General features: G+C 47.1%; 16 protein-coding genes. 4 read left to right on the plus strand and 12 right to left on the minus strand.

Annotated elements, in window-relative coordinates:
- Entirely contained in the window at window positions 1–1497 is a 1497-nt protein-coding gene (locus DW205_RS17950; RefSeq protein WP_008778664.1) for a lipopolysaccharide biosynthesis protein, read from the plus strand.
- On the opposite strand, the gene DW205_RS17955 is transcribed toward DW205_RS17950, so the two are convergent.
- Window positions 1494–3581: a sensor histidine kinase KdpD gene (locus DW205_RS17955; RefSeq protein ID WP_005863879.1), complete on the minus strand. Its 2088-nt coding sequence runs from the start codon at window positions 3579–3581 to the stop codon at window positions 1494–1496. The genes DW205_RS17950 and DW205_RS17955 overlap by 4 nt on opposite strands.
- Before the next feature lie 132 nt (window positions 3582–3713).
- On the opposite strand from DW205_RS17955, the gene DW205_RS17960 reads away from it, so the two are divergent.
- Window positions 3714–5072, plus strand: a complete 1359-nt coding sequence (locus DW205_RS17960; protein WP_121963136.1) for a TIGR00341 family protein — start codon at window positions 3714–3716, stop codon at window positions 5070–5072.
- A gap of 29 nt (window positions 5073–5101) precedes the next feature.
- Window positions 5102–7234 carry a S46 family peptidase gene (locus tag DW205_RS17965; protein ID WP_005863884.1) on the plus strand — a complete coding sequence of 711 codons (2133 nt, stop codon included), beginning with the start codon at window positions 5102–5104 and terminating at the stop codon, window positions 7232–7234.
- A 139-nt stretch (window positions 7235–7373) separates the two neighbouring features.
- Here the strand turns inward: DW205_RS17965 and DW205_RS17970 are convergent, their stop codons facing one another.
- The 9 genes from DW205_RS17970 to DW205_RS18010 all read right to left on the minus strand — a co-directional run bounded on the left by DW205_RS17970 (window position 7374) and on the right by DW205_RS18010 (window position 19304).
- Window positions 7374–8543, minus strand: coding sequence for an aminopeptidase C (locus tag DW205_RS17970; protein WP_005863886.1), 1170 nt, complete (start codon window positions 8541–8543; stop codon window positions 7374–7376).
- Between the two features lie 73 nt (window positions 8544–8616).
- Window positions 8617–10227: a dipeptidase gene (locus DW205_RS17975; RefSeq protein ID WP_005863888.1), complete on the minus strand. Its 1611-nt coding sequence runs from the start codon at window positions 10225–10227 to the stop codon at window positions 8617–8619.
- 27 nt (window positions 10228–10254) lie between these two features.
- Window positions 10255–11295: a S9 family peptidase gene (locus tag DW205_RS17980; protein ID WP_005863889.1), complete on the minus strand. Its 1041-nt coding sequence runs from the start codon at window positions 11293–11295 to the stop codon at window positions 10255–10257.
- A 120-nt stretch (window positions 11296–11415) separates the two neighbouring features.
- Window positions 11416–13179, minus strand: a complete 1764-nt coding sequence (locus DW205_RS17985; RefSeq protein WP_005863890.1) for a DEAD/DEAH box helicase — start codon at window positions 13177–13179, stop codon at window positions 11416–11418.
- Between the two features lie 123 nt (window positions 13180–13302).
- Complete coding sequence (locus DW205_RS17990) at window positions 13303–14358, minus strand: tyrosine-protein phosphatase (protein WP_005863891.1); 1056 nt, start codon at window positions 14356–14358, stop codon at window positions 13303–13305.
- 73 nt (window positions 14359–14431) lie between these two features.
- Window positions 14432–15361, minus strand: coding sequence for a carbohydrate kinase (locus DW205_RS17995; RefSeq protein WP_005863892.1), 930 nt, complete (start codon window positions 15359–15361; stop codon window positions 14432–14434).
- A 17-nt stretch (window positions 15362–15378) separates the two neighbouring features.
- Window positions 15379–15990, minus strand: a complete 612-nt coding sequence (locus tag DW205_RS18000; RefSeq protein ID WP_005860581.1) for an SIS domain-containing protein — start codon at window positions 15988–15990, stop codon at window positions 15379–15381.
- Window positions 15991–16084: 94 nt separating this feature from the next.
- A complete protein-coding gene (locus tag DW205_RS18005; RefSeq protein WP_008778661.1) occupies window positions 16085–17731 on the minus strand; it encodes a M20/M25/M40 family metallo-hydrolase in 1647 nt (548 codons plus the stop codon).
- Window positions 17732–17735: 4 nt separating this feature from the next.
- The gene (locus tag DW205_RS18010; RefSeq protein WP_005863895.1) at window positions 17736–19304 is read right to left on the minus strand and encodes an ATP-binding protein; all 1569 of its coding nucleotides are present in this window, start codon (window positions 19302–19304) and stop codon (window positions 17736–17738) included.
- A 174-nt stretch (window positions 19305–19478) separates the two neighbouring features.
- Between DW205_RS18010 and DW205_RS18015 the strand changes: the two genes are divergently transcribed.
- Window positions 19479–20699, plus strand: a complete 1221-nt coding sequence (locus DW205_RS18015; protein ID WP_005863897.1) for a pitrilysin family protein — start codon at window positions 19479–19481, stop codon at window positions 20697–20699.
- A 2-nt stretch (window positions 20700–20701) separates the two neighbouring features.
- Here the strand turns inward: DW205_RS18015 and DW205_RS18020 are convergent, their stop codons facing one another.
- Entirely contained in the window at window positions 20702–21910 is a 1209-nt protein-coding gene (locus DW205_RS18020) for an acyloxyacyl hydrolase (protein WP_008778660.1), read from the minus strand.
- A 20-nt stretch (window positions 21911–21930) separates the two neighbouring features.
- Entirely contained in the window at window positions 21931–23331 is a 1401-nt protein-coding gene (locus DW205_RS18025) for a sodium:alanine symporter family protein (RefSeq protein WP_005863901.1), read from the minus strand.
- Between the last annotated feature and the right edge of the window lie 138 nt (window positions 23332–23469).

Raw genomic sequence — 23469 nt, forward strand, 5'->3', positions numbered from 1 at the left:
ATGGCAGGAGGAATGAAGCGGCTCGCTAAAGAGACAGCCGTTTATGGATTGAGTAGTATAGTGGGGCGTTTCCTGAATTGGATGTTGGTGCCGATGTACACACGTGTGTTGGCCGGAACAGGGGATTATGGGATCGTGACGAATTTATATGGTTGGACAGCCCTGTTGCTGGTCTTGCTTACTTATGGCATGGAGACGGGGTTCTTCCGTTTCATCAATAAGAAAGAGGAGCAAGAGCCGATGCGGGTGTACGCTTCCGTGCTGTATTGCCTGCTGGGAAGTTCGGCGCTGTTTAGCGTAGCGGTTTTCGCCTTGTTACCATCTATTAGTGCCGGCTTGGGATATGGTGACCATCCGGAGTATATCGGGATGATGGCGGGTATCGTGGCGGTAGACGCTTTTTGTTGCATTCCGTTCGCTTATCTTCGGTATAAGGGAAAAGCATGGCGTTTCGCCGGGATTAAGTTGCTGAGTATTTTCTTGAATATTATCTTGAATATATTCTTCTTGATCACTTGTCCGTGGTTGCATACGCACTATCCGGAGGCGATAAGCTGGTTCTATCGTCCGGATTATGGGGTAGGCTATGTATTCGTGGCGAACGTGTTTACGACACTGATAACCTTATTGCTTTTGATCCCGGATATCTTGCCGGGCATACGGGCGAAAGTAGACGGAACGGTATTGAAACAAATCTTGCGTTATTCCTTCCCGATCCTCATTCTAGGTATTGCCGGTATCTTTAACCAGACGGCAGATAAGATCCTGTTTCCATTCTTGTTTGATGATAAGGAGTACGCGAACGAGCAATTGGGTATATACGGCGCATGCTTCAAGATCGCCGTGGTGATGGTGATGTTCACGCAGGCTTTCCGGTATGCCTATGAGCCGTTTATTTTCGCTAAAAACAAGAGCGATGATAATAAGAAAGCCTACTCGGAAGCGATGAAATATTTCATCATATTCGCCTTGTTTATCTTCCTCGGGGTAATGTTCTATATCGATATCTTGAAGTACTTTGTCGGGCCGGCTTATTATCCCGGATTACGGGTAGTGCCGATCGTGATGCTGGGCGAGTTGTTCTTCGGTATTTATTTCAACCTCTCCTTATGGTATAAGCTGATCGACCAGACACGATGGGGCGCCTATTTCTCCACGATCGGATGTGTGGCCACGGTCTCTATTATCTTGCTGTTCGGTCCCTCGTACGGTTATATGGCTTGTGCGTGGGCATCGTTCTTTTGTAATTTATTGATGATGCTTTTATCCTATTTTGTAGGACAAAAGAAATTCCCGATCGAGTACGACTTGAAATCCGCATTTCTTTATTTCGGAGTGGCGACGGTGTTATACGTGGCAGGCATGGCACTGCCGATACAGTCTGAATGGCTCCGGTTGGGATACCGCACGATCTTATTAGGCGTATTCATCGCATTTATGGTTAAAAGGGATTTACCTTTACGAGAACTCCCGTACGTAGGACGTTTCTTCCGTTAATCGGTAGGTTCGGAGGGCTTGGACGGCGTGGCGATTGGCATCGTGATAACGAAGCGTGAGCCTTTCGTATAAGACGGATCTGTCTTTATCTTACCGTTTAGCCGGTTAACGATCAAGCGACATAGGTAAAGCCCCAGGCCAGAGCCGGGAATGAAATCATTGGTCTTCGTGAAACGCTCGAATATCCATTCCTGTTTGTCTTGAGGGATGCCGCAACCCGTATCTGTTACCGACAGGGTCACTAAATTGGCTCCGCTATCCAGATGGTATGAAAGCGTGATGCTTCCTTTCTCCGTGAATTTATTCGCGTTTGCCAGCAGATGCGAGATGATCAAACTGAAATAAGCACGGTTGGTCAAGATCATATCATTCTCCTTATCGCCTTCCACCACATAGTTGATCTCCGGCTTCTCTTGATATTTCTTTACCTGTTGCATCTCATGTAAACAAAGCTCATGGATACGTGTGGGAACAAGAGGAAGGGAATCATTGCCGCTATCGAGCTGGGCGATCTCAAGGAGATTGTTCAGCATGGAAGTCAAGTGGTAACAGTTTTCATAGATAATACGGCTGAAAGCCTGTTTCTCGTCCATGGAGATATCGTCGTTGGTGATGAGTTCCGAGAAACCGTTGATTGCGTTTAAGGGAGTCCGTATCTCATGCGACATATTCCGGATGAAGGCGGTCTTCATCTCCTCGCTCTCTTGTGCTTTCTGGTTCGCTATCAAGACCTGCTCATTGGGTTTTTGTAGTGCTTGATAAAGAGATCTCATTTTGCCTAGCCGGAAAAAGATATAGAATACGGTGCATAAAGCTAGAAGCAATAAGGACATATACAGGTAATTCTCTTTCTTGCTTTCCTGTAATTCCAGTTCCAATGATTTCTTTTCGATCACCAACTCGTTCGCCCCTTTCTCGATCTCCAGATTTTCCATTTTCTTCCTGAGTTCTTGCATACGCAAGGTATCTAGCAATACTGCGTACTCCTTGGATGTCTCATAGGCCTCCTTGTACATCCGGAGGCTGTCGTAGGCGGCAGCTTTGGCGGATACATAAGCGATTACATGTTCCTTGTAAAGCGGTATCTGTTTGGAGAAATTGATCAAAGAGTCGCTGAACTCAATGAATTTCTTATAGTCCTTAATACCTAGGTAATAATTCGATGAGGTGTAGTAGAGCTCATACTCCGGGGCGGCGCTAGCTGATTCCGGATAAGTTTTCAACAGATTCATGAACTCACGGTAATAGGAGGTCGCCAAATCTTTTCCGATAGCCTCGGCGCTAATGGCAAGGTTTGAATAAGCGCTTAATAAATGGCGTTTGTTGATCGCGTAAGGACGTTTCCTCATCTCCGGGATATTAGAGTAGCCCAAGATCGTGTTTAGGTAACGGGTAGCATATTGTCCTCGTTCTTGAGGGTCACTCGCATAAGCGCATAGCATGAAATAGGTGTTAGGCAAGAAATTGTACGCATATCGTAGGGGCAGTTTTTCCGCCTCGGCCAGAACATTATCGAAATATTCTTTCCCTTGCTTGAAGTCCTCCTGAAGCATGTTCTCTTCCATGACGCTGTTGCTGACAGCCATACCAAGTACATAATTACAGGCTATTTTCTCATAGGGAGACAATTTGTCGGGTTCCTCCAGCTTGAATAGGCAATTCATGAGGACTTTCCTTCTCGGTTCACCGGATGTGTAGAATATGACGCGCGTATCTTGGATCATTTTCATGAACGATACGAGGCTGGTTCTGGCTTCTCCTTTTAGCTCCTGCTCGGCCTTGGCGATGTAGGCGTTTGCGCTATCGGTCTGGTCCGTGTTGATATAATGCCGGAGAATCTCGGTCAATGCCGCTTCCTTATAGTAATTGTCATTCGCTTTTAAGGCTTCCTGATAGAGTTGTTTAGCGTTTACTAATATGTCATCGTTTCGTGAGATGTCCATTAAATTGGTAAGGATTTCCAATCTTGAGCGTTCGGAGGTTGCTTTTTGCAAGGCGTTTTTGAGTGAGTCTGGTGTGGTCGTTTGAGATGAAACGACAAAGGACATAAACAATAAGCATAAAAGCATTAGATATCGTTTCATACAAATAGGATCTCTTGTTGTTGTATTGTAAATGCAAATATACGTAATCTCACCATAAAAAAGCTATTAAATAGTTAGAAAAACAAACAATTGGAATATCTTTGCATAAATATGGGACAAGATTAATACCGCATGGAAAAAGGATTGCTACATAAACAGATTATGGATTTTTTTGTCCGTAATTTCGACGTCAGGCAGGAAAAGGAAGATGAGCTGGAGACGATAGAATCCATTAAAAAGGGGATAGAGTTTAAGGGGACGAACTTATGGGTACTTATTTTCGCTACGTTTGTCGCTTCTCTCGGGTTAAATACCAACTCTACGGCAGTGATCATTGGCGCGATGTTGATCTCGCCGCTGATGGGACCGATCATGGGATTCGGCTTGGGATTGGGAATCTCCGATTTCGAGTTGATCAAGCGTTCGTTCCGTAATTTCGCTACCGCTACTATTTTTAGCGTGATTACCTCCACCTTATATTTCTTGATCTCACCGATCAGCGAGGCGCAAAGCGAGTTGCTTGCCCGTACGCAACCTACGGTATACGATGTATTGATCGCTTTCTTCGGTGGTCTGGCCGGAATCGTGGCGAGCTCGACAAAGAGTAAGGGTAACGTGATTCCGGGTGTAGCTATCGCTACGGCTTTGATGCCTCCGCTTTGTACGGCTGGATTCGGGTTGGCGAGTGGCAATTTGTATTACTTTTTCGGTGCTTTTTATCTGTATTTTATCAATACGGTTTTTATCAGTTTGGCTACGTTTGTCGTCGTTCGTTTGTTGAAATATCCGAAGAAAGTTTTCTTGGATAAACAACGGGAAAAGATCGTGACTCGTTACGTGGGTATCATTGTTTTTTTCACGATCGTGCCGAGCCTTTTCTTGAGTTATAACTTGATCCGGAGTAGTTATTTCAATGATCGGGTACGTAACTTCGTATCGGAGGAGTTGACTTTCCCGAATACGCAAATCTTGAATAAGGTCGTTACGGATACGAGCGAGAAAAAGGAGGTGAAAGTAGTCTTGATCGGCAAGACGGTACCGGATGAGATGATCGCTAACGCCCGGGCTAAATTGCCTAAGTATGGATTGAAAGATGTGCATTTAGTCGTGCAACAAGGCTTCGGACAAGAGGCCACGGATATCAATGAGTTGAAAAGCCTCTTGATGCAGGATTTATATAAGAATAGCGAGGAGGTACTACGTGCGCAGACCATCCAGATAGATTCGTTAAAACGACAGGTTGACAAATATCAGAGTTATAGGCGTTTGACATCCGAGTTGCTCCCGGAGATGAAGGTTCTTTTCCCCTATGTAGTTGAGGCATCTTGCTCGAATACGTATATCGTGAATACGGAGACGGCGAAGCCGGATACGGTTATGCTGGTTTATCTGAAAAGTAAGACGATCATTAAAGATGCGGAACGTAAGAAGATCAGGGAATGGCTGTCGGCTCGTGTGGAAATGAAAAATATTAAATTACTAATCGAATAATTTAGACTAATCAGAGTAGAATGAAGTTGATGAAAAGAGTGTGGGCGGCTTTGTTGCTTTTAGCCGCTTCCGGCCAGTTATATGCCGATGAGGGCATGTGGGTGCTGAAGGAATTAAATAAGCAGAATTTGGCGAGAATGGCTGAGTTGGGTTTTACCCCATCCTATGATCAGTTGTATAGTGAGACGGATCCTTGCGTGGCGAACGCCGTGGTAATCTTCGGTGGGGGATGTACCGGTATTACGGTCTCTAACGAGGGATTGATCTTCACGAATCACCATTGTGGTTTCGGAGCCATCCAGCAGTTGAGTAGTGTGGAGCACGACTATCTGAAAGATGGTTTTGTCTCTCAAAGTAAACAGGAAGAACTTCCGGTTCCAGGCTTGACGGTACGTTACCTGAAAGAGACCGTAGACGTGAGCGATCGTATCAACAGCCAGATCTCCGGTATCGAGGATGAGTTCCAGCGTTTGTCGGCGGCTGATTCTATCGGTCGTGTGATTTGTGATTCCGTGGGAAATAATGAGTTCCTAGCGGCTGATGTTGTCCCTTTCTATAGCAATAATAAATATTTCTTGGTGGTGTACGATGTTTATCGTGACGTGCGTATGGTTTTCGCTCCGCCTAGCTCTATCGGTAAGTTCGGTGGCGATACGGATAACTGGATGTGGCCTCGGCATACCGGTGATTTTTCCGTATTCCGTGTGTACGCCAACGCAGATAATAAACCGGCGGAATACAACGCGGATAATAAGCCTTATACCCCGAGATATGTAGCGGAGGTGTCTATGCAAGGCTATCAAGATAAAGATTATGCCATGACAATCGGTTTTCCGGGAAGCACGGATCGTTATTTGTGCTCTTGGGGCGTGCAACAGCGTATCGAGAATAGTAATAAGCCTCGTATCGAGGTGCGTGGCATCAAGCAGGGCATCTGGAAAGAGGCGATGTTGGCTAGCGACGCTGTACGTATCAAATATGCTTCTAAGTATGCGGGAAGCTCCAATTATTGGAAGAACTCGATCGGTATGAATAAAGGATTGGCGAATCTAAACGTGATCGAACGTAAACGTGCGGAGGAGACGGCCTTCGCTGATTGGGTAGCGAAAGATCAGGCCCGGGGCGCTAAATATGGCGAGGTCTTGAATTTGCTGGAAAAAGGATATACCTCGACCAATAAATATAGAGAGGCTTTGACCTATTTGAATGAGGCGTTTTCTAGTGGAGCGGAGATTATTCGTTTGGCCCGTATGGTGCAATCGGTGGATATTGAAGGAGCTACCCCGGAAGAGATTACTGTCTTTTTAGAGGATCGTATCCAACCGTTCTTCAAGGATTACGAGCCGTCTTTGGATCAGAAGGTACTGGCCGCGATGATGAAGATCGCGAAAGAACGTGTATCTCCGGAGTTCTTGCCGGATATTTATACGAGCGTTGATAAGAAGTATAAAGGAAATTATGAGAAATATGCGGCGGATGTATTTAAGAAGACTTCCTTATTGTCGTACGACAAGATCGCCGAGATGTTGAGAAATCCGAAGCAATATGAGAAATTGAGAAAAGATCCGGCGGCGGAACTGAGCTTGTCCGTATTGGTGTCTATCTTCCAGTTACAGCAGTTGATGGGCGATGCGGAGTATGATATCGCTAAGGGAGAACGTTTGTATTTCGCGGGCTTGAAGGAGATGTATCCGGAGAAAGCTTTGTCTTCCGACGCTAATTTCACGATGCGTTTAAGCTATGGTTCTATCGGAGGGTATCGTCCTTATGATGCCGCATGGTACAATTATTACTCAACGGATAAAGGTATCCTAGAGAAAGAGGACCCGACGAGCGATGAGTTCTGGGTACAACCGGAGATACTGGATCTGGTTCGTAGCTGTGATTTCGGACCTTATGCGAATGAAAAAGGGGAATTGCAGCTGTGCTTCCTCTCGAACAATGATATCACTGGTGGTAATTCCGGTAGCCCGGTATTCGATAAAAACGCCCGTTTGATCGGACTTGCTTTCGACGGTAACTGGGAGGCGATGAGTGGTGATATCGCTTTTGAACCGGATTTGCAACGTTGCATCGGCGTAGATATCCGCTATGTCCTTTTCATGATCGATAAATGGGGTAAATGCCCAAGGTTGATTGAAGAGTTGAGGCTCGTTCGATGAGAGAAAAAAGAGATGGGCATCCATGATTTTCGCGGATGCCCATTCTAAGGAGCTAATAATGCCCATTGTAAGGTGCTTTGAATGCCTATTCTAACAACCTTACGATGGGCATTGTAATATCCTATACGATAGGGAAGTTCTAAATGCCTAATTTAGACTTGATTGCCTTTGGTATCGCATCCTTATGTACCATGATATAGATCGTCTTGGCACGGACAAAACTATCGGACATGTTCAAGTATCCGCCGAAAGTATTACGCTCGGTTCCCCAAGAGTTCTTCGTGATATAATATTTCGTGCCGTTTTGATCTTTGGCGATGCCGGTAAGGTGCATCAAATGGTCATCGGTCGTGACGAACGCCTCGAAGCCTTCTTGACGGACCTGCGGGGTGACGTTTACTTCCGGGAAAGGTTTCTCGAATTTGTAGACTTCCTCCAGACGTTCCTTCTCGTCCATTTTCTCAAAGCGAGCACGGTCGGTAGTCGAGTAATCTTCCACCTTCTTTACCTCCGGGTTGATCGCCACGCCATTCTTGAAAGAGAAGCCTTTCTCGCTCACGTCGCCATCCCAACATACCGTGTAACCATTATTTAAAGCATAATCCGCGACTTGCATCATCTCATCCAACGGGAGGTTATACATTTGCGCATGTTCCCAGTTATCGGGAACCTCTACCTCGAATTTCTGGTAATACGGATGATGCGTGAAGCTTGTCAGCTCGATATAATCGTCCATATTCAACCCTAGGGAGGCGGCGAATGTCTTCGGGGTATATTCCTTGCCTTGATAAGTGAATTTCTCCGGAAGCTTGCCTAGGTAGGTATCGAATAGGTTATCGATTAGTTTGTAATATTCCGGGCTACGTTTCTTCATGTCCACGGCTGTCGTTGCGATCGCCTTGATGTATTTTACCATCTCGGCATGATTGTGCCGGTCGGAATCGTAGTTGATACCCGAGTACACCTCTTCCGGAACGATACCTACTTGGTTGAAAGCGTTCATGAAGGTGTGGGAAAGACTTCCTTGACCGATATTACCTCTGCCTTGGCGGACATAATTATCCTGCAACTGGTTCATGTATTTCTGGCGGACGATAAACATCTCAGAGAGATCGTACGTCCCTTTTCCCATACGGAGTAATTCCGACTCCATGAAAGAGGTCGTGGCGAAGCACCAGCAGGTTCCCGTGGATGCTTGATTCTTGACTGGCGTGGCGGGTACCTTTACTACATCCGTAAATTGGTAGCCTTGAGCGAATGTGCTCAAGGAACCTAACGCTAAGGCGCATGATAGAATGAATGTTCTCATTGTATATGAATTTAAGTTTATATTATTATTGTAGAGACGGGGTGTGCCTCGTCTCTACTATCGGATGTGGTGATTAGAAGCCTCTTTCGAATTGGGTCCAGAATGAGTCTCCCATTTCTCTCCAGCGTAGCATCGTGGCTCCGGCGAAATCGGCGGTATATCCGGTTAGGTATTCTTTTGCGGCCTCCTCACCTTGTTGGGTAAGAATCTCTTTGTAACGGCTCTCTACGAAAGGAAGTTCTGTCTGCCCTTTCTCCGTAAAATGGGCGATAGATGCTTTCATACGATCTTTAGTCGCTCCCCAACGTACGGTAGCGAGTTTATTGGCACGACGGAAAGCCCATACGGCGGCATCTTCCCGGTAACGGTGCTGTCCGCAAACCTTGAAGCAAGCCGGGAGATCTTTCGTCCCACAGAAGATGGGGATGCGGGGGCTTTGTCCGGGATTATCATAGGCCATCCAAACCACGCCGCCTACTGCATTGGGTAACCAGTCACGTAACTGGATCACGGTAGAGTAGGAGCATTGTGGTACGGCAACCAAACGGTAGCTTTTTACGGCGTCCGGTTTTAACCCATTCAACATGTTCACCATATCCCGAGTCATCCAAGGATTGGCTACCGGACTGATAACCGTATCGGTCTCGTTACTATCTTTTTTCTTTACGGCTACTTTCAAGTTCTGGGTCATATCGTATTCCGTACCCTCGTACGTTTCGGAGAGGAGAGCCATCACATCCGTTACGGATACTTGCCGGTCCGGCTTTACGCTGATGGGAAGTTCTTCCGCGTCATACGATAAACGTAAGGAAGGCGCTAATTTATTCAATATAAAGAACTCACGGATACTGAAGGATTTCATCTCACCGGAATAATTTCCGCCTCCATATGCTTCCCAGAAGCGGAACGGTTTCTTTCCGTCCCAGAAGCCCATGCGCTTGGCTACCTCGAATACGTTGGCGGAAGCCATGCAATTGTCCGTATCTTTCGGATCGACCTTAGAGATACGCGGGATATTCGCCGATACGCCTACATGATCGTCGGGGATACGGATCGCCGCCCATACGCCACCGATCTTATCCGGACCCTCGCCGAAGACCTCGAAATGCCATACCTCTTTTGGATCCGCTATCGTAAGGCACTCGCCCCAGTCGCCATATCCGTATTTCTCGATCAACTCGCCCATCACACGGATGGCATCACGGGCGGTCGTGCAACGTTGTAAGACGATTCGCTGAAGTTCCTCGATCATGAACATACCTTTCTTGTTGACAAGGGCTTTCCGGCCGGTGATTGTTGTTTCCCCGATGCCTAGTTGCTTCTCGTTCAGGCAAGGATAGGCCGTGTTGAGGAATTGATACGTAGACCGCGCTTCGGGCAGTGTTCCTTTCGCAATCATCCCCCGGGTTCCCTCGGCATATTCGGTATGCATACGTCCGGTATAGACCGTGGTTGTCGTATCGTGATCGTACGAGGCGGAAGGTACGATATCCATCCAAGTGCGGTAATTGCTATCGCAGGTGTGGCTAGTCATCACGGAGCCATCCGCCGAGGCTTTTTTGCCGACCATGATACTCGTACAACTCTCCGGGTTCAAGATCGGCTCCGGATACTGGATTTGTTGCGCTACCGAAACGGATAGGCTGGCGCAAAGCATAAGAACATAGGTAAAAAGTTTCTTCATCTTTCTTGTGTTATTTAGATGTTTGTATCAATTAAATTTGTAGGCCGCTTTTCGTACGTCTTTTACGGATTTGAATGGCTTATTGGGTTTTAGATGCTTGGCGAGGAACTGGTAGATGCCGAGTCGTATCTCGGAAGCTTGTTTCGTGTCGGTCCGGTCGAAGCTATGGGCACCGGGAGCACGGTCGAATATTTTGTAGTCGAACTTCTTTCCTTCGGCCTTGAGAGCGCGTATCATATGCTCTACTTCCACTACGTTCACGTCATCGTCGCTAGTATTGGTATGGATGAGCAGGGGATCTTGTAGTTTTTCCGCGTGCCAGACCGGTGAGCGGCGTTTGTATTCCGCCATATCCTCCCGGGGAGTCTTCCCAATATGGCCCTCGTCGGAGAAGATTTTCCGATAATCATCGGTGGAATATCCCATGCGCATGATCACGTCGCTTACCGGTACTCCGGCGAAACCGCACTTATATTTGCCCGGATAGGTCATGAGGTTCATTAGCGTGATCATCCCGCCGTGGCTCCATCCCATGATACCGATACGATTGGCATCTACGATATCGAAATTCTCTACCATATAATTACGACTAACGTAGACATCCTCGTTTTCTAATCCTCCGTAATCGATATTATCGTAAGTAGCTTTGCCATACCCCGTGCTACCCCGGTATTCAGCGGAGACCACGATGTATTCCTGGGCGATCAGTTCCCGGACGATATGGGCGTAATACGTGTTGAAATCCGCATGTACACCACTATGCGGGAGAACGATCAAAGGATATTTCTTGTCGGGATCCACACTTTTAGGGATGAAGATATAAGTCCAGAATTTCAGTTCGTTTCCGGCGCTCATCCCGGTAGGATTCGTTTCTTTCCAGCGGGCGGGGCCGCAAAGGTAGACTTTGTCGATATGGGCGATGTCGCCCACTTTCTCGTACCATAGGAGGTCATCTACCTTCTTTACGACTTGGTCAAAATCATGTTGGTAGTTTTGCGCTATGGCATAGTCTGCTCCGAATATAAAGAAGAGGCAAAAGCAGGAAAGATGTTTAAGCAGTGTCTTCATGTGACTTATCTTTGAATTTGTGATTAACTGTGATTTTCCGGCTGTAAATATACAATAAAAGAAGCGTGATCCGTAATAAACGAACCACGCTTCTTTGATAAATTATGTATAAGTTGTATGTTACTTACGTTTCTTCCTGCTACGAGGAGCGTCATCGTAGAATTTACGCTTCGGCTTGTCATCGCTACGGCTGGAACGTCTGCCGCCACGGTCGCTTTCCCGGCGGCTGTCTCTGCCTCCTCTACCGCTATCTCGTCGGTCTCTGAAACCGTTTCCGCTACGGCTACCTCCACGGCTACCACGACTGCCTTTTCCTCCCTCGCCTTTCGCTTGCGCCGGTTCCACGGAGATACGTCGTCCGTCTACCTCGAAGCCGTTCATCGAGTCCATGACACGGTTGGCTTCTCCCTCTTCTACCTCGAAGAATGAGAAATTATCACGTAAGTCGATACGACCGATACGAACCTTGCCCGGTACGCACTTGTTGACTAACTCAATAAGTTGAGGAGGCGTAAGCTCGTCTGTCTTTCCGAAGTTGATAAAGAAACGGGTGTAACCTTCTTCCGCTTCGCCTCTGCCACCCCGTTTACCTCTCTCTCGGGGAGCGTTCTCGTCTACAACCTCGATATCATCGTTATCTTTATAATAGTCGATCATCCGGTTGAACTCCAAGGATACGACACGTTTGATGATATCTTCCTTATCCAGCCATTCCAATTTACGATAGATAGAAGGCATCAAACTAGCGATTTCCTCCTCGTTCACTTTCACTTTCTCGATCTGGTCCACCAAGTTGAACAATTGTTTCTCACAGATTTGCTCACCGGTAGGCATCTCGCCTTTATCGAATTTCTTGTTGATGATTCGTTCGATCTCGCGAATCTTGCCTTTTTCCCTTACGTGGCAGATAGAGATAGCGATACCCGTTTTTCCCGCACGGCCCGTACGTCCGCGGCGGTGGGTATAAGATTCTACCTCATCCGGCAGACCGTAATTGATTACATGGGTTAAGTCATCCACGTCCAAACCACGTGCGGCTACGTCCGTAGCGACCAATAACTGGATATTCTTGATACGGAACTTCTGCATCACGTAGTCACGTTGCGCTTGGCTCAGCTCGCCGTGCAAGGAGTCGGCGTTATAACCGTCTTGAATCAATTTATCGGCGATCTCCTGTGTCTCCTTACGGGTACGGCAGAAGATGATACCGTAGATGTTCGGGTAATAATCGGCTAGACGTTTCAAGGCGAGATATTTATCTTGCGCACGAACCATATAATAAATGTCGCGGATATTCTTGTTTCCCTCGTTCTTCCTGCCAATGACGATCTCTTTCGGATCCTTCATGTATTTCTTGGTGATAGAGGCGATCTCTTTCGGCATGGTAGCGGAGAAGAGCAGCATATTTCGGTTTTCCGGTATAGCCGCCAAGATCTCGTTGATACTGTCGGTGAAACCCATGTTCAACATCTCGTCCGCCTCATCGAGGATGACGTTCTTTACGTTGCTTAAGTCAACCGTCTTGCGGTTCATCAAGTCGATCAAACGTCCCGGGGTAGCCACTACCACGTGTACGCCTCTCTTCAGTGTCTTGATCTGGCTCTCTATACTGGAACCTCCGTATACAGGGAGAACCTTCAGGTTATCGATGTATTTAGAATAATCGTTCAAATCGTCCGCTATCTGTAGGCAAAGCTCGCGTGTCGGACAAAGGATAAGCGCTTGAGGCTGATATTGAGAGACATTGATCTTTTGCAGGATCGGCAGGCCGTAAGCGGCTGTCTTGCCGGTTCCTGTTTGTGCCAATGCGATTACGTCGTTATCTTCTCCCAGTAAGAAAGGAATCACTTCTTCCTGTACCGGCATGGGCGATTCGTAGCCCATCTCTTGAATTGCCTTTAATATCGGTGCGGCAACTCCTAATTCTTCAAATGTTTTCAAAATGCGATTGTGTATATATGATAATATTCAGTGGCCGCAAAGGTACGTAAATAATTCGGATTCATATCAATAAAGTAATATATCTTTTAGCCTTTCACGTTTCTTATCAGTAAGACGTAATCCTTTCGACAAATATTTCTCGGTGGAACCGTACTCTTTCTTGATTTTATGGAAAGCTAGGTCCATGAGCCCCTCGTTGGCCGTAAGGAAGACCGTAATGCTTTCTTGGGCGTCTGTGGAGAGATGTTTCACGATATCAGCTAAATGACTCGTATCGATATATTGATTGGAAGTCAAGTAGTCTTCCATGATGGCGTCCCGGGGAATATCCAAGGCGGCGAGTAACATGGCGGTGAGAAACCCGGTACGATCCTTTCCGTAGGAACAACTGATGAGAATGGGGTAATTATCCTCGTTCTGGAACTGTTCCAGTACCTTGGCGAACTGATCGGTATTATCTGTCACGAATTGCAGGTACTCGTCTTCCATATATACCCCGGCGTCTCCTTTCCTCATTCGTCCCTCGATAACACGTTGGGGGGCATCGGCGATCTTGCCGACCGAGATGGGGATTTGCAGGATATTTGCTTTCGTATATTTGATAGGGGCGGTGAGGGTTTCTTGGTTCGTACGGAGGTCGATGATGGTCTTGATCCCTAGATTATCCAATCGGATGGAGTCCCATTCGCTCAAGCTGCTTAACTCGCCGGAGCGAAATACCTTGCCCCATTTCACCGTCTTCCCGTTTGTAGAGGTATAACCGCCTAGATCCCGGAAATTCTGTACACTATCCATAACCGCCGAGCGTGCCCCGATGATCCGTGCGTATTTATCATTAAAAGAAAGGCGGAAATACTTACGTGATATATTATCGTTCGTGATGTAAGTAGCCACGCCATCCTTGATGTTGGCGTAAATGATCGGGGACTCGTTGGTGAAAAGATCCGGGTTGTCGGACACGGTCATCTTGACAATCCCCTCCATTACCGGATCGGTTTCCCATTTTATCACGTAATTTCCGATGTCATCACGTAGGCAAATAGCTCGTATGTCGGGTGCGTTAGAGGAACAACCCACTAACAGGATCACACTGGCGAATAGAGAGAGAATCTTTCCTAACATTGTCTTCTATTATAATAAGCTTTCCTTACAAAGATAGTAAAACAAGTTTTTCCCGCTTCTTCATTAATGATATTTAAGACTGACTAACATACTTCGCCGCGAACTCCTTGGATACATAATTATCATAGCTTTGGCAAACCTCGGAGGCGAGGTCCATTCCGCAGCGGATGATTTTTCCCCAAGTATCCTGATCCAGAGAGGGAAGGTCGGCATGGCGTACGTCATACTTTAGAAGTCCGTAGATAATACCCGCGTTAAAATTGTCGCCGGCGCCGATGGTACTAAGCGGCTGGATTTGCGGGGAATCGAAATGTCGTGTGAAATTACGGGTGTGGAGATTGACTCCGTTTGCCCCGTGAGTTGTTAAGAAACGATCACAATAAAACTGAATATGCTCTTTGTAAACCTTCTGCGCGTCGCTCTTGCCATAAAGGTTCTGGAAGTCCTCGTCCGAGCCCCGGACGATGTCGGCGAATTCCAGATTTTCCAGTACGGTAGGCATGAGGCGGATCGCCTCATGAGCGTGTGCCTTGCGGAAATTGGGATCGTAATAGATGATCGCTTTCCGTTCTTGGGCGTATTGCAGAAATTCTACCATACGAGTCCGCAAGACCGGGTTCAGGGAATAATAAGAGCCAAACACGAAAATATCGTCTTTCTCGATCTTAGGCAGGGGCACCTCCAGCCGTTGCGCCGGGTAATCCTTGTAGAAGATATAATTAGCGTTCTTATCGTCGTCCAGAAAAGCGAGTGATATAGGACTTTTCCCATCGGGGAAACGGTCTACGAACTCGGTCGTGATGTGGTTATCTTCCATGAAATCCCGAATCATGTCGCCAACCCGGTCGTTGCCCAGCTCGCTGATAAAGGATACGGGGACATTCAATCGACCTAATGATATCAATCCGTTGAAAACGGAACCACCGGGAACGGCCTTCTGTGGCTGGTCGTTCCTAAAAATGATATCGAGGATGGTTTCTCCTATACCAAAGACTTTTCTCATGACTATATACTGGTTTGTTATTCATTCTTGCTTAGCTCACGGCTCTTGGAGCCTAAGTAGCCCCCGTGATGGCGCTTGGCGTAATCCTTGTTGGTGAAATGGATACGCTTCATGGTTCCGACCACGAGGATATCGCCTATTACCGTCATGACGGTCGTGGAGGTAGTCGGCGTAAGGCCTAACGGGCAAACTTCCTTGGGAGCGCCGGTCAACAGGCATACGTTCGCCTCGGCGGCTAGAGGACTATCCGGGTTACTGGTGATAACGATAAATTTCATGTCTGGCACCAAACCCCTCGTGAGATCTACCAATTCCACCAGTTCACGTGTCTTTCCTGAGTTGGAGATCAATAACATGATATCGTTCTTGCATACGATTCCCAGATCTCCGTGTTGTGCCTCGCTGGGATGTAAGAAAAAAGCAGGTGTACCGGTCGAGCTAAAGGTGGTAGCGATATTCAAGGCGATTTGCCCGGCTTTACCCATTCCACTCATGATCAGTTTTCCACCTAGGTCGTGTACATGTTTCACTATAAGCGATACCGCTTCCTCATATCCGGGCGTAACGGGTATGTTGCGAACCGCTTCCGCTTCCTGCTCCAATAAAGAGGTGATATTTTCGTTTACCATATTGTTGATTGATTGTTTTACGGCATTCCTGCCTGAATAACGATCGCGAAAGTATTTATATTTACTGATATTGGCATCATCTATTTCAGACAATTTATCTTTTTAAGACGTTTGCGAATTCGGACTTCGGCTTCCATTTCGGGTATCCGGTATCTTGCGCCAGTTTATAACCGAGGTCGAAGAATAATTGTACTTCTTGTAACAGACCACTGTAATCATCCGTGTCGGGATGGGTCTGGTCGGTCGGTTTGTGGTAAGTTTCCGCCCAATAGCGTGCGATATGCTCTTTGGCCCACTCCTTACCCTGTTTGCGGTTGTCGTTCCAGCCTTTGGCGAACATGGCCGGGATGCCTTTTTGTACGAAAGGGAAATGGTCGGAGCGATAGAACATCCCGTTGTAAGCGTCGGGGTCGGGCATGATGTAACGGTTGTATTTCTTCGCTAGCTCGGCTAGGGTATCATCCAGCTCGGAGTTGCCGTATCCGGTGATCGTGACATCGTTGTTCTCGCCCCATAGCGGGAAGACATCCAGATTGATTACGGCGGCTATCTTATCGATCGGGAACAACGGGTGCTCCACATAGTATTTCGTACCGAGGAATCCGGTCTCCTCGCAAGTAGGGGAGAGGAAGACGATATTCCGGCGGGGTTTCTCTTTCAAGGCATTGAAACAACGTGCCATCTCGAGCATCCATGCGATGGCTACGGCGTTATCGGTAGCGCCGTTGATGATACTGTCGCCGTTGATCGGTGCTCCATAGCCTAGATGGTCCCAATGGCCTAGGTAAATAACACTCTCATCCGTGTTCCCGCTACCGGGAATATAACCGATTACATTGGGGCTTTGCTGGCGGTCGAAGGTGTTCCTCATCGAGACGGTTACCGTAGATTTCAAGGAGATGGGCTTGAAGTCCGGCGATTTAGATTGCTCGATTAGTTGGTCAAAGTCGTAGCCATTATCGGCTAGCAATTGCTTGGCGGCATTGAATTGGATCCAGCCGTTTAGCGGGCAATGATAAGCATCGCTATCGCTGTCCACATACATCTTAGATTGGGCGGAAGCTCGTACGACCGACCAAGGGTAGCCCGCTCCCCGGTCTTCATGGATGATCAAGACTCCTTTTAATCCCTGTCGGGCGCCCTCCTCGAATTTATACATCCAACGGCCGTAATAGGTCATGATATCACCGTTAAAATAATCCGTGTTGTCGCTTCCGAGTCCCGGGTCATTTACGATAACGACCGCTACTTTATCCTGCGGGTTCTCGATTCCCTCGAAATCATTTTTCCCATACTCGGGGGCTACGATCCCATAGCCGGCGAATACCAGTTCCGCGTTGTCTATATCGATCTCCGGCTCGATCCGTGCGGAGAAAGCGGTATAGCCCTCTAGCCAATCCAATGAGATCTTTCCTTCCGGGGTACTCAAGACCATCGGCTTCGGGCATTGCGTACGTGAGGATATGATATTAACCTGTTGGAGATAAGAATCTCCGTTGATGGGTTTCAGGCCGACTTCCTTCATTTGGCGGGCGATATAGTTCACCGCACGGTCGGCCCCTTCCGAGAATGGTTTACGGCCTTGGCAGGAGTCATGCGAGATGGCCTCGGTGTATCGCTTTAGATGTTCCGTGGTCGCAAGGCTTTTCGCTTTCTCTATATCGTTGCCTCCTCCTCCACAGGCGGAAAGAACCAAGGAGGTGATCGTTAGTAAACAGGTTGCTATTTTCATGTTTCTCATAGAATTATAATGTATTTTCAATCAGCCATTCACCTAAGTTGCGAGTGGCTGCGTCGAAAGCGACCCCCACTTTGACTACTTCCCGTTCGTCGGCCGTATAAGGAATCAGATAGCCTCGATCGTCGATTTGCCGGATCGCTTCTTCCGCTGTTCCTTTCAGCTTGAACTCGAATACGTAGATGTAGCGAGGTGTTTTTACGATGGCATCGGCACGTCCTTGGGCCGAACGTACCTCGGCCTCGGTGAATTGCCCTAGTAGCTTGAATACGATGTAGAAGACCACTTGGTAATGACGCTCGGTCCGGTCGTTCAACTCGTAAGGGATATCGGCGAAGAAAGCCTTTAGGCGGGTGAGGAAAGCCTCGGCGTTTCCGTTCTCCAGCTCTTGGATGAACTTCCCGATATAAAAAGGAGTCTCGGTTTCCGGTAAATGCGCATACATGGAGGCGACAAAATTCAAAAATCCATATTTAACTTCCTCATTCGGGTATCCTAACGTATATAACCGGAAACGTTCATCGTAACTTTTAATCGTCAAATATCCACTTTGATAAATCATGGGAACCGGGTTATTGATGTTCGCCCGATCGTCCGAAAGGGATACCTCGGACACCTCGATCCCGTCCAGCTCCCGTATATCGTAATTCGTTTTCCGTAACATCTCCGCCAAGAATGTCGGGGTACCGGAAGCAAACCAATAGTCGTAAAAGACCTGTTTACTCAACACGTTCAATACGCTAAACGGGTTATAAAGGGCGATACCGCTGCGGAAATCAAAATGGTAGCCGTCGTACCGGCGTGTAATTTTCTCGATGGTACCTTCGTATGAAAGCTTATTCGCCTCGGCCAAGGCATGAAGCTCCGGCTGGAAAGTCGCCTCGATCTCGGGCAATGTCATGCCACAAAGGGCCGCGTATTGCGGGGCTAGGCTGATATCGTTCAAATGATTCAGGTTGCTGAAAATGCCGACTTGCGCGAACTTGGTGACACCGGTTATGAATACGAAGCGCAGCCAAGGATCGGCATCTTTAAGGACCGTATAGAAGGCGGTTAATAATTCCCGGAACTCGTTCTGTAGCTCTTCGTTGTGCAGGTTCCTAAGTAATGGCTTATCGTACTCGTCGATCAGTACGACCACCTTCCTTCCGGTTATCTCTGCCGCCCTGCGTATGATGGTCATGAACCGTCCGGAATAGGTGATACCCTCTCCTCCGGTATCATATATTTTTTCCCATTCCCTCAACTGGCGTTCCAGCATATTCTCCAGTGCCTTGCGGCTATCGTACAACTCGGCGTTGAGGCTGAAATGAAGTACCGGATGCTCTTTCCACTCGGTCTCTAGTTTCTCTATGGCTAATCCCCGGAACAATTCTTTCTTCCCCTCGAAATAAGCCTTGAATGTCGATAGCAGCAAGCTTTTCCCGAATCGCCGGGGGCGGCTCAGGAAATAAGGGACACCTTGGTATGCCATTTGATAAATGAACTCGGTCTTGTCAACATACAAATAGTTCTCTGTACGTAGTTTGTCAAAACTCTGTATGCCTATCGGTAATTTTCGGACGATATTTCCCATAGCCTTATCTGTTTAATTTACACAAATGTAGGTATTTTTTCCAAGGAGGCAAATAGATCGAAAAAAACACGTACGTCTTTTTCCGGAAACACGTACATGTTTTTTGAAAAAGACGTACATGTTTTTCCGGAAAGTCTTTCGTACCTTTGCGGGCTGATACAAACAAGAAGGAAAATGGATTATATCGCTCATACATTGCCGAATGGACTTCGCATGGTACATCTCCCGGTTAATTCCCCGGTCTCTTACTGCGGTTTCGCCGTGAACGCCGGTACACGGGATGAGAACGAGGATGAGTTTGGCTTGGCGCATTTCGTTGAACACATGATCTTCAAAGGTACGGAGAAACGGAAAGCGTGGCATATCCTGAACCGTATGGAGAACGTAGGAGGGGAGTTGAATGCCTATACTACGAAGGAAGAGACCTTTGTTTATTCCATTTTTATGGAGGAGAATTTCGGCCGGGCGTTTGAGCTATTGACCGATCTGGTTTTCCATTCCCAATTCCCCAAACAGGAGATCGAGAAGGAGGTAGATGTCATCTTGGATGAGATCAATTCGTATGAGGATAGTCCTTCGGAACTTATATTCGACGAGTTTGAGAACTTGCTTTATAAGGGTCATGCCCTCGGGCATAATATCTTAGGGGATGAGGAATCTCTTCTTCGCTTTGACTCCGAGTCCGGTCGTTCTTTCATGCGTCGTTTCTACGCCCCGGAGAATATGGTGTTCTTCTCGATGGGACGAAAAGACTTCAAGAAGATCTTGAAATCAGCGGAATCCGCTTTAAGCGATATCTCTTTCCCTATGGCTGAACGGATCCGGAAAGCTCCGGACCCCATCGAGGCTTGCGTACGCCAGATCCATAAAGATACCCATCAAGCCCATGTACTGATCGGTGGCCGGGCTTTCAGTATGCACGATAAAAAGCGCATTCCTTTATTTTTGTTGAATAATATCTTGGGTGGTCCGGGCATGAATAACCGCTTGAATGTCTCCTTGCGGGAAAAGCATGGCTTGGTCTATAACGTAGAATCCAATATAACCTCTTATACCGATACCGGACTAGCCAGTATCTATTTCGGGACAGACCCGAAGAATCGTGAGAAAGCGATGCGTTTGGTGCATAAGGAATTAGCCCGTTTACGTGACGTAAAACTGTCCGCCACTCAATTAGCCGCCGCCAAGAAGCAGGTAATCGGTCAACTGGGTGTGTCGGGCGATAACCGGGAGGGACTTTTCCTTGGCTTAGGAAAAAGCTACCTCCATTACAACCGTTACGATACTCTCCCCGAGGTATTCGCCCAGATTGAGAAAATAACCGCCGGGCAAATTCTTGAGGTGGCTAATGAGGTACTTGCGCCGGAACGGTTGTTTTGCTTGATTTATGAGTGAGGCTAATTATGGAACCTATACCCAACCCCCAACATCAAGTTATTCGGATTATGGAACTTGTGCAGTTGGTATCCGACATGCAGGAATAAATTTCGTGTGACTGATACCTTTAGCGCTAGGATTTGGTATAATCCTTTCAGGTCGCCTTTGTTGTAAAATAAATTATGTCCGACTCCTATATTGATCGAGAAGAATGGCATCGTGAACTCGCCACGGGCGGAGAGGCCGATACCGATTTGCTCATGGAGGGGCGGGCGGTAGAATCGGGGTTCTTCGCCGACTTGGATGATCTCGTCGGAATAAATATTTGCGCTTTCGTCATATTGGCCGTCTAGGGAGATACCTGCTTTTAGGAACCGGTTGAATTTGTACATCGGGTTGAGGTTAAATCCGAGGATGCCGAACTGACCTGGAAAAATATGGGCCTCATCACCTAGCATAACTCCCTTAGCACGGGTCGCGCCATATAGGATGACATCGTAACTGACACGTTGCCAAAAGCTGGAGAGGTATAATTGATTTGCCGGTAAGGAACGTGCGGTACCTATCTCATGATGGCTTTCCTCGATAGGATTGAGCGTGTAGACGAGTCCGATCCGGCCGCCAATCGTATTCAATCCCGCATTCGGAAGATGAGTATTTCCGTTTGAGTAGTGCGTTAAATCCGCCCCGACGAGCAGGTTGCAATAACGGGATAGTTTCGCGTTGAGGAAAAATCCCAGATTGATATAGGCATTGATCTTAGAACCGATGATCTTATTACGGTAATTATTGTTTTCATCATACGGATGCCACCCGAATGAGGCTCCGAAATTCCATTCATAATCGAAGGATAACCGGGAAGAGATCTTGGCGATGCGGGAGCTTTGGAAAACATATGCCGCCCAAGGATTACCTACTTCCTGCCGATTGCCAAAGGTATTATAAGAGATGCCTATTCCTTGGTAAGTGTGCGGATAGAGCTGGCCCTCCTTAGAGTTAGGATTCTGTTGGAACCCGTATTTCAAATGGAATGAAGCCGCCTTACGTAAAGTAAGCCCGTTTCCATAGCCATCATCTTTCAGGAATTTGCTAGTCGGGGCGACATACGAGGGACGTACGTCGAATCCAATTTTGTGGATTAGGGATTTATTATCATCTTGAGCTTTTACCGTACAGGTCCATATCATCATGACCGCTATGTAAAAGCTTATCATCTTGCTTTTTATCATACTTCAATACGTTTGTCTGATCACCAACACTGCGCTTTGTCTTTCAACTCGGGTATCTTGTTCTTATCGAATACAGGGCTTTTAATACCCGCTTTCTTTTGGGCTACGTAATCCTGTAATAATAGGAACGCTTGACGGCTCAACAATGAGATCGCGATCAAATTGCAGATCGTCATCAGTCCCATGGTCACGTCCGCTAGGCTCCAAGCCAAGTCTAAACTAGCCAACGCACCGAACATGACCATTCCACCGACTAATATACGATAAATAAATAAGACACTTCTCTTGGACGTGATAAAACGAATATTCGCTTCTCCGTAATAGTAATTACCGATAATACTACTGAACGCGAATAAAAGGATCGCTAAAGCGACAAACGTACTACCGATGCTACCCACCTCGTTGCTCAAGGCTTGTTGCGTGAGCTGGACTCCATTGATGGAGCCGTCTAATGGCGCTCCGCTAAACAAGATGATGAACGCCGTGCAGGTACAGATAATCAGCGTGTCGGTAAATACGCCTAATGCTTGGATCAATCCTTGTTTGACTGGATGGGAGACATGCGCCGTAGCCGCTACGTTCGGTGCCGATCCCATACCCGCCTCATTACTGAATAGACCTCGTTTAATCCCTTGCATCAACGCCGCTCCGACACTGCCGCCTATCGCCTGTTCCCAACCAAAAGCGTTTGACAGAATGGTTTCTATAACAGCGGGTAGGCGGGTAATATTAAACAGTACGATTCCCAACGCCAATGCTATATATCCTAATGCCATGACCGGTACGACAATACTGCTTACTCTCGCGATACGCTGAATACCTCCGAATATGACGATTAACGTAAGTACCGTAAGAATCGCCCCGATCCAAGCATGATCGATGCCAAAAGCGCCTTCCCAAGCTGCGCAGATGGTATTGCTTTGTACGGAATTAAAGGCAAAACCGAAGGTTATCGAAATCAATACGGCAAATAATACCCCCATCCATCGTAACCCCAAACCATGTAGCATATAGTAAGCGGGACCGCCAATGAACGAGTCTTTCCCTTTTTCTTTATATAATTGAGCTAACGTAGACTCCACGAATGCGCTGGAAGAACCCAATAAAGCGATCAGCCACATCCAGAATACGGATCCGGGTCCGCCGATCGCTACGGCTGTCGCTACACCGGCTAGGTTTCCGGTCCCTACACGGCTGGCTAAAGATACGGCGAAGGCTTGGAAAGAGGAGATATGCTTTTCCCCTTTTTCTCCTTTCCCGGCAGAATCGCCTAATAATCGGATCATCTCACCAATCATGCGGAATTGCACGAACCTACTTTTTATCGTAAACCATACGGCGCATCCCAATAACATGATAATAAGGATGTATGACCATAATATATCGTTGACTCCGTTGATCCAATTATTCAATAGCTCCATGATTTATAATCTGTTGTTTGGTTACAAAGATACGTATCTACGAAGCAAATTCATCGAAATATTATTTTTTTATCATTTTCTTGTAACGTTTTCCAAACGGCTGTCGTCTTATAATTAGAAACAAATGATAAGCGGGAA

It is taken from the genome of Parabacteroides sp. AM17-47 (genome assembly GCF_003434625.1).
Taxonomy (GTDB): domain Bacteria; phylum Bacteroidota; class Bacteroidia; order Bacteroidales; family Tannerellaceae; genus Parabacteroides; species Parabacteroides distasonis.